The organism is Streptomyces turgidiscabies Car8 (assembly GCF_000331005.1).
Taxonomy (GTDB): domain Bacteria; phylum Actinomycetota; class Actinomycetes; order Streptomycetales; family Streptomycetaceae; genus Streptomyces; species Streptomyces turgidiscabies.
Genome location: NZ_AEJB01000566.1, coordinates 1 through 8,103, shown reverse-complemented (window position 1 = coordinate 8,103; position 8,103 = coordinate 1). Strand labels below are relative to the sequence as shown.

The window sequence follows — 8,103 nt, the reverse complement described above, 5'->3', positions numbered from 1 at the left end:
TACGCCTCCTCCGCCTGCTCGGCCTCTGCCTCTTCCACTACCGGCTCGGTGGTCTCCGTCTGCTTCGCGACCGCGTCGATCGCGGCCAGCGAGCGCCGGACCACATTGCGGTCGGTGGTGTACCAGAAGTCCGGCAGGGACGCCTTCAGGTAGCTCCCGTACCGGGCTGTGGCGAGGCGCTGGTCCAGTACGGCGACCACACCGCGGTCCCCCGTCGCCCGGACGAGGCGGCCGGCGCCCTGAGCCATGAGCAGGGCCGCGTGGGTGGCGGCGACGGCCATGAAACCGTTGCCCCCGGCGTCCTCGACGGCCTTCTGGCGGGCGCTCATCAGCGGGTCGTCCGGGCGCGGGAACGGGATCTTGTCCATGACGACCAGCTGGCAACTGGCGCCCGGTACGTCGACGCCCTGCCAGAGCGACAGCGTGCCGAACAGACAGGTCCGCGGATCGGCCGCGAAGTTCTTGATCAGCTCGCCGAGCGTCTCCTCGCCCTGCAGGAGGATCGGGAACTCCGGGATGCGGGAACGCAGTTCCTCGGCGGCGAGCTGGGCCGCCCGCATCGAGGAGAACAGGCCGAGCGTGCGCCCGCCCGCCGCCTGGATCAACTCCGTGAGCTCGTCGAGCATGTCACCGCGGTCGCCGTCGCGCGCGGGGCGCGACAGGTGCTTGGCGACGTACAGGATGCCCTGCTTCGGGTAGTCGAACGGCGAGCCGACGTCGACGCCCTTCCACTGGGGGAGGTCGTCGCCCGCGGTGCCTTCCGGGGAGAGGCCCAGAGAGGCGCCGACGCCGTTGAAGTCGCCGCCCAGCTTGAGTGTCGCGGAGGTGAGGACCACGGAGCGGTCCGTGAAGAGCTTCTCCCTGAGGAGGCCCGACACCGACATCGGGGCGACCCGCAGGGAGGCACCGAAGCGGTCGTGCCGCTCGTACCAGACGACGTCCCACTCGGAGCCGTTCGCGATCCGCTCCGCGACGTCGTGGACGCTTTCCACCGAGGCCAGCGCCTGTTTGCGGACCGCGTCCTCGTCCTGGACGGACTTGTCACGGGTCGCGCCGATCCCGGAGATCACCGTGCGGGCGGCGTCCCTCAGTGCCATCAGCGCGTACCCGAGGTCTTCCGGGACCTCCTCCAGGCGGCCCGGCAGGGCCAGCTCCATCACCCGCTCGAACCCCTCGGCCGCGGTCTGGAGCTGGTCGGCGGCCTTCTCGTTGACGAGCTTCGCCGCCCGGCGCACGGCACGGTTGACCTGGCCCGGAGTGAGCTCACCGGTGGCCACTCCGGTGACCCGCGAGACCAGTTCGTGCGCCTCGTCGACGATCAGCACCTCGTGCGGCGGGAGGACGGGCGCGCCCTCGATGGCGTCGATCGCCAGCAGCGCGTGGTTCGTGACGATCACCTCCGCGAGCTTGGCCCGCTCGCGGGCCATCTCGGCGAAGCACTCGGCTCCGTACGCGCACTTCGAGGCGCCCAGGCACTCTCGGGAGGAGACGGAGACCTGTGCCCAGGCCCGGTCGGAGACGCCGGGGGTGAGGCCGTCACGGTCGCCGGTCTCGGTCTCGTCGGACCAGTCACGCAGGCGGAGCAGGTCCTGGCCCAGCTTGCTGGTGGGTGCCGCGGCCTCGAACTGGTCGAAGAGGCCCTCGTCCTCGTCCTGCGGTACGCCCTCGTGGAGGCGGTGCAGGCAGAGGTAGTTCGATCTGCCCTTGAGCATCGCGAACTCGGGGCGCCGGCGCAGGACCGGATGCAGGGCGTCGACCGTGCGGGGCAGGTCGCGCTCCACGAGCTGGCGCTGCAGCGCGAGGGTCGCGGTCGCGACGACCACCCTCTCCCCGTGCGCGAGCGCGGGTACGAGGTAGCCGAGCGACTTTCCGGTGCCGGTGCCTGCCTGGACCAGCAGATGGGAACCGTCGTCGATCGCCTCCGCGACGGCTTCGGCCATGGTCACCTGGCCGGGGCGCTCCGTACCGCCGACGGCGGTGACGGCAGCGTGCAGGAGTTCGGGGAGTGAGGGCTTCGTCATAGCGCGACCACCCTACGGGGCGGCACTGACAATCGGGTGGTCAAGGCGGGAGAGCACGGTGGGGCAGGGCGGGACGCAGGAGGTCTACAGCGCATCGCGCAGGCCCCGGTCCCGAACCATGAGGGCGGCCCGCTTGGCGGGCAGGTCGACCTCGGCGGAGAACCGGAAACCGGCGCTCAGAAAGGCCGAAACGGAGGGGGTGTTGCGCAGGTCGGGTTCCGCGACGACGCGCCCGCAGCGAGGACGGTTGTCGAGTACGAGGTCGGCGACGGCTCTGAGCAGGACGCCGCCCAGTCCACGCCCGCGATCGGCGACACCGCCGAGCAGAAGGTGCACCCCGGTGTCGTGGGGACGGGCGGGATAGTGCCTGGCCAGGGGGTCGAGGTCGGCGCGGTAGATCTCCCAGTAGCTCATCGGGGTGCCCTCCAGCACGCCGAGACAGGGGACGCTGCGCCCGTCACCGTCGAGCTGGGACCGCAGATGGGCCTCGGTCACGCGTTCGGTGCCGGCGAGTTCCCAGAAGGTGGCGACGGTGGGGTCGTTTATCCAGCGCCCGACGAGGGGGAGATCGCGCTCAAGTTGTACGGGGAGGAGGCTGAACGAGCCTGCGGCCGTGCTCCTCGGCCCCCATTCCCCGATGCGGTCGAGGAGGTCGTCGTCGGCCGGGGGGACGGTGTCCGCGGCGTTGCCCGTGCCGGCGTACAGCGCGAGGAACTCGTCGGGCAGACGCAGCTCCAGCGTGGCCTCGTTGTCGCTCTCGGCGGTCGAGGTGGTTCGGCGGTCGGTACGGGCGTCGGTGCGCGCGTCGGCAGAAGGCACGGGACGCTCCTCTCAGGAGATGGGGTGTGGGGTGTTCCTCGGGGGTGAAAGGGAGTCGGTGTCGTCGCCGGTGCCGGGGAGGTCAGGGGCGAAGGGGGTTGGCGATGGCGACGTACACGGACTGGGTGTCGACCGGGCCCACCAGCTCGTCGAGGCCGTGGAGCCGGGTCAGCAGGTTGGCCTTGCAGCGCAGGACGGGTGAGTCGAGCAGACGGCCGGGCAGCGTCGTACGCAGTCGGGCGGGGCCGGAGGCGACGTCACCGAGGAAGCGCCGGAACGCGGCGAGCAGCAGCTGTTCGTCGGCGAGGCGCTGGGAGCCGAACGCGCCGATGAGGCCCAGTACGTTGTTGATGCCGAGGTAGTAGGCGAAGCGTTCGTCGGTGACCTCGTCGGAGACGAACGTGTCGCTCTGTTCGCCGATGCCGGGCAGCCGGGCGTCGAGTTCACCGCGCCGGGACTCGCGGAAGTAGTACCCCTGGTTGTCGCGGTAGCGGCCTCCCCTGGGCCAGCCGTCGCTGTCCAGGAGGAGCAGGGTGTTCTGCTGGTGGGCCTCCAGGGCGATGCCTGCCTCGCTGTCCAGCCAGAGCACGGGCCGGACGACCTGCTCCAGGTAGCGCAGGAACCACTCGGTGGCCACGGCGCCTCGGGGGCGGCCCGTCTTCCCGGCGAGACGTGTGACGACCTCGGCCAGCCGGGACCGCAGAAGCGGACCGGCCGACCGCCGGTCTGCCGCGTCGCCCAGGTGGGCGCGGGGCCGGGGCAACACGAGACCGGCGATGCAGGACACGTCGTCCGCCGGGTGGAACGGGTTGTGCCGGATCATCACGTCGAGGCCGGGGACCGGGTGGCCGTCCGGGTCGTCGACGGCGAGCCAGGCCGGATCGCGGACGATGTCGAAGCCCGGGTGCGTGGACTGCCACTGCTTGGCCAGTCCGCCGCGCAGCAGCCGGTGGACCTCGACTCCCCGGTGGAGTTCCTTGCGGAGGTTCTCGCGCCGCGAGTTGGTGATGCGCAGTCCCAGCGAGAGCTTCAGCATCGCGGGGGCGCCCGAGCGGTGGACCGTGCGCACGGAGGAGGTGGGGTACCAGGGGGAGCCGTGGGTGCAGAGGTCGCGGAGCAGCCCGGCTTCGAACAGAGCGGCGATCTGCGGGCGGTGCCTGGTCTCGCGGATCTGCCAGGGGTGCAGCGGGAGAGCCGCGTAGCCGTCGGGCAGGGGCAGTGCGGCGCCGATGAGCTGCGCGGTGAGCTGCTCGGCGCGGATGGGGCGGCCGCGCTCGGTCCAGGCGGAGTCCGTGGCGAGGACGGAGGGGGCCACCGCCAGCCAGTGCAGGGGGAAGGAGCCGCGCAACTCGGGCGAGTAGAGCCGGGCTTCGGCCTCGGCGAGCCCTTCACGGCTCTTCGGGGTCGGATGCATCGGGTGACCGAGCAGCAGTGCCTGTTCGGCGGCGAGAAAGAGGTCGGGGCCGTCGGCGGGCTGTGCGCGACGGTCGCTGATGAAGGTGGCGGTCCGTCGGACCGAGTCGGCGACCCGGGCGACCAGGTCGACGGCGTCGGGGGGCAGGACGGAGGGGGCGGGAGGTGCCGGGGCGGCGGCTTCAGCGGCGGCCTCGGCGGCGGCTGACGTGCCGTCCGCGTGGGCCGGGGGTGCCTCGGTCGCCGGGTCGGCACCGGTCCCGACCGGCTGCGGGCCGTCGTACGCCTCTCTCGCGAGCAGCGTCGCGACGGTGACCGCGTCCGCCGCCGGGGCTCCTGCGGGGGCGTCGGCCAGGTGGGGGAGGCCGAAGCGGTGCCAGCCGGTCGGGGACCAGTAGTGGACCGGGGCCAGCAGGGCGGTGCCGCTGGTGGGGAGGGGGATGCGGAGGGTGCCGTCTTCGGGGGCGGTGAGGTCGTTCTCCCGTACCCAGCAGCGCAGCAGGTTCTCGGTGGCGGCGGCCTGGGCCGCGGTGTGGGGATCCAGGTGCTCCAGCAGGTCGGCTGTGGCACCGCGTGCCCACTCGGCGCCGCCGGCTGTTCCCTTCTGGCGGGGCACCGTCTCCCGCGCGGGCCCGGAACCGCGCGCGGGGACGGTGTGGGAACGGCCTTCGGGTACGGGGGTGCTGTTCAAGACCAGTCCTCGGGATATTGCTCGACTGCGCGTGCGGGGGGGGGGATACGAACCGGGGTGGTAGGGGTCCAGGGGCGGTACTGGCGGGCGTCGGAGCCTGGCTAGCCCGCTCGCTCGGAGTGGCCGGCACGGGGACGGCCGAGGGGGGTGTGACCGCGAGACACCGCTGCCACGGCGTCGGCCAGTCGGTCGAGTACCGCGACGGTCTGCTCGTCGCTGATGGTCAGCGGCGGCAACAGGCGGACGACGCTCGCCCGGCGCCCGCCGAGTTCGACGATCAGGCCCCGGCGCAGGCACTCCCGCTGTACGGCGGCGGCCAGTTCGGGCGCCGCGGGACGCGGCCCGCCGTCGGCCGGCCCGGGGAAGATCTCCGGGTCGGCGTCCCGGTACCCGTCGGCGGAGTCCGCAGCGGCTCCCGGCCCGCGCTCCGCTCCGGGCTCGACCAGTTCGACCCCGATCATCAGCCCTCGTCCGCGCACGTCCCCGATGATCGGGAACTCAGCTGCCAGCTGCCGGAGTTGGGCGAGCATACGGGCGCCCAGGACGGCCGCGCGTTCGGCGAGGCCGTGCTCGCGTACGTAGGCCAGAGTGGCCGTGCCGGCTGCCATGGCGAGCTGGTTGCCGCGGAAGGTGCCCGCGTGGGCGCCAGGTTCCCAGACGTCGAGGTCGTCGTGGTAGACCACGACGGCCAGCGGCAGGCTGCCGCCGATCGCCTTGGACAGCACCATCACGTCGGGGGTGACCCCGCTGTGCTCCACCGCCCAGAACCTGCCGGTACGGCCGACGCCGGTCTGGATCTCGTCGGCGATCAGCGGGATCGAGCGGGACTCGGTGATCCGTCGCATACGCCGCATCCAGGGGTCCGGCGCCGGGATCACCCCGCCCTCGCCCTGGACGGGTTCGAGGATCATGCCCGCGGGCGACGGCACACCCGACTTGGTGTCGTCGAGGACGGACTCCGTCCAGCGGGCGGCGAGTTCGGCGCCACGGTCACCGCCCATCCCGAAGGGGCAGCGGTAGTCCTGGGGGAAGGGCAGCCGGGCGACCTGGATGTCGGTCGCGTGGCCGGAGGCGCCGAGCGAACCGGCGGTCATGCCGTGATACGCGCCGGTGAAGGCGAGCATGCCGGTACGGCCGGTCGCGGCGCGCACGAGCTTGAACGCGGCCTCCACCGCGTCCGTCCCGGCCGGTCCGCAGAACTGCACGCGCGCGTGGTCGGCGAGTCCGGTCGGCAGGGTCCGGAACAGTTCGGTGGTGAAGGCGTCCTTGACGGGGGTCGCCAGGTCGAGGACGTGCAACGGCGCCCCCGAGTCGAGGACCTTGCGGATGGCCTCCAGCACGACGGGGTGGTTGTGGCCCAGGGCCAGTGTCCCCGCGCCCGAGAGGCAGTCGAGGTAGCGGCGGCCGTCGGCGCCCTCGATCGTCAGCCCCCGCGCCCGGACGGGCACGATCGGCAGGGCGCGCGCGTAGGTGCGTGCCGCCGATTCACGCGCCGACTGGCGCCGCAGGATCCCCTCGTGCGCCCCGCGCGCCCCCGTGCACTCCCCTGTCTCCATGGACTCCCGCAACTCCAACGCCCCAACTCCCCGCTGGTCCACTGCTCTGCCGCCCCGCCGCCGCCAACTCGGCGATACACCGCTCCCGTTACCAACACCCGGCACACCCCAGGAGTCACGGGTCGGCTCAAGATCCTTACCGCGGCGGCGTCTTCGCCTCAGCACGACGGACTCGGCACTCCGGGAACAGCCGTGCCAAGGCGTCACACCGGCGGGCCGGCGGGCGATCCGCAGATCAGACCGCCGTAGCGAAACCGTTGCCGTTCCCTCGGATGTCCCCCACAGCGACCGCATAGTGTGTGATGCCGTGCGGGGACAGCACAGGGTTGGACCACGCCAGGGGGAGTCAGATCATGGGACGCATACGCCCGCCTTTCATCACCCGCCACGGGAACGGTGGGCGCCGCAGAACCTCCCCCGCGCCGGCCGCCGTCGGCCTCGCTCTGGCGCTCGCGCTCACCGCCACCGCCTGCGGCTCGGGTTCGGGGAGCTCCGACGCGAGCGGGAAGGCCTCTTCCTCGGCGGCCGACGACAACGCCGGTGCAGGTACCGGAAAGATCACGATCCCGGACGGGCTCAGGGACAAGCTCAAAGAGCACGGGATCGACATCGACAAGTGGAAGAACGGCGCCTGGAAGAACTGGGACAAGGACGACTGGCTGCGCGAGGCCGAGGACTACGTCAATCCCATCATCGAGGGTCTCTGGAACACGGACCGGATGCGGGACGCCGACGACCCGGAGAAGAGCGTCGACGCCGGCGACCTCTCGGGCGACCAGGGCGTCACCGACCCGACGCCGGCGGCGGTGGACGCCAAGGCCGTGCCGCCCGCCTACCACGCCAACGTGCCCGAGGCGGGCAAGGTGTTCTTCGACGCCCCAGAAGGCACGATGGTCTGTTCGGCGACGGTGGTGGAGGACCCCGCTCACCCCGGGAAGTCGAACCTCGTCTGGACGGCCGGTCACTGCGTGCACGCCGGCAAGAAGGGCGGCTGGTACCGCAACCTCGCCTTCGTGCCGTCGTACAACGACGCGGGCAGATCGAGCGCCGAGGTGGAGAACACTCCCCGCGCGCAGATCGCTCCCTACGGCGTCTGGTGGGCCGACTGGGCACAGACCTCGGACCAGTGGATCGGGCAGGGCGGTTCGACGGGCGGCGACGGAGCACCCTACGACTTCGCGGTCATCCATGTGACGCCGGAGAAGGGCGGCAGCGGCAAGTCACTGGAGGAGACGGTCGGTTCGGCCCTGCCGGTGGACTTCGCCGCGCCCGCCGTGGCGCAGGTGGACAGCATCACGGCGACCGGGTATCCGGCGGCGGCCCCGTTCGACGGCGAGACGATGTACCAGTGCCAGGACAGGCCGGGACGCCTGTCGATCGTCAGGTCGGATCCGACCATGTACCGGATCGGCTGCACCATGACCGGCGGTTCCTCCGGCGGCGGCTGGGTCGCCACGGGCCCGGACGGCGACCCGGCCCTTGTCTCCAACACCTCGATCGGCCCGGTGAAATCAGGCTGGCTGGCGGGCCCGCGGCTGGGCAAGGTCGCCAAGGGCGTGTACGACAAGGTGAGCACCAAGTTCGCCACCCAGTAAGGAAGTAG

Annotated in this window: 5 protein-coding genes; 1 reads left to right on the top strand and 4 read right to left on the bottom strand. The window is 72.0% G+C overall.

Annotation, left to right across the window (positions count from 1 at the left end; all coding sequences use genetic code 11):
* The 4 genes from STRTUCAR8_RS40275 to STRTUCAR8_RS40260 all read right to left on the bottom strand — a co-directional run.
* Positions 1–2,021 (bottom strand): ATP-dependent DNA helicase (locus STRTUCAR8_RS40275; protein ID WP_006382140.1); only part of this gene is annotated, 2,021 nt, incomplete at its 3' end.
* Between the two features lie 84 nt (positions 2,022–2,105).
* Positions 2,106–2,840: a GNAT family N-acetyltransferase gene (locus STRTUCAR8_RS40270; protein WP_006382139.1), complete on the bottom strand. Its 735-nt coding sequence runs from the start codon at positions 2,838–2,840 to the stop codon at positions 2,106–2,108.
* A gap of 82 nt (positions 2,841–2,922) precedes the next feature.
* Positions 2,923–4,944: an IucA/IucC family protein gene (locus tag STRTUCAR8_RS40265; protein ID WP_044473723.1), complete on the bottom strand. Its 2,022-nt coding sequence runs from the start codon at positions 4,942–4,944 to the stop codon at positions 2,923–2,925.
* A 101-nt stretch (positions 4,945–5,045) separates the two neighbouring features.
* Positions 5,046–6,500 (bottom strand): diaminobutyrate--2-oxoglutarate transaminase family protein, encoded by a 1,455-nt coding sequence (locus tag STRTUCAR8_RS40260; RefSeq protein ID WP_006382141.1) that lies wholly within the window; start codon positions 6,498–6,500, stop codon positions 5,046–5,048.
* Between the two features lie 353 nt (positions 6,501–6,853).
* Between STRTUCAR8_RS40260 and STRTUCAR8_RS40255 the strand changes: the two genes are divergently transcribed.
* A complete protein-coding gene (locus STRTUCAR8_RS40255; protein WP_006382143.1) occupies positions 6,854–8,095 on the top strand; it encodes a hypothetical protein in 1,242 nt (413 codons plus the stop codon).
* Positions 8,096–8,103 lie beyond the last annotated feature (8 nt).

What these genes read in the sequence shown, in the direction of transcription:
- STRTUCAR8_RS40260 (WP_006382141.1), bottom strand. Translation starts at nt 6,500, where the DNA reads ATGGAGACAGGGGAGTGCACGGGGGCGCGCGGGGCGCACGAGGGGATC.
- STRTUCAR8_RS40255 (WP_006382143.1), top strand. Translation starts at nt 6,854, where the DNA reads ATGGGACGCATACGCCCGCCTTTCATCACCCGCCACGGGAACGGTGGG.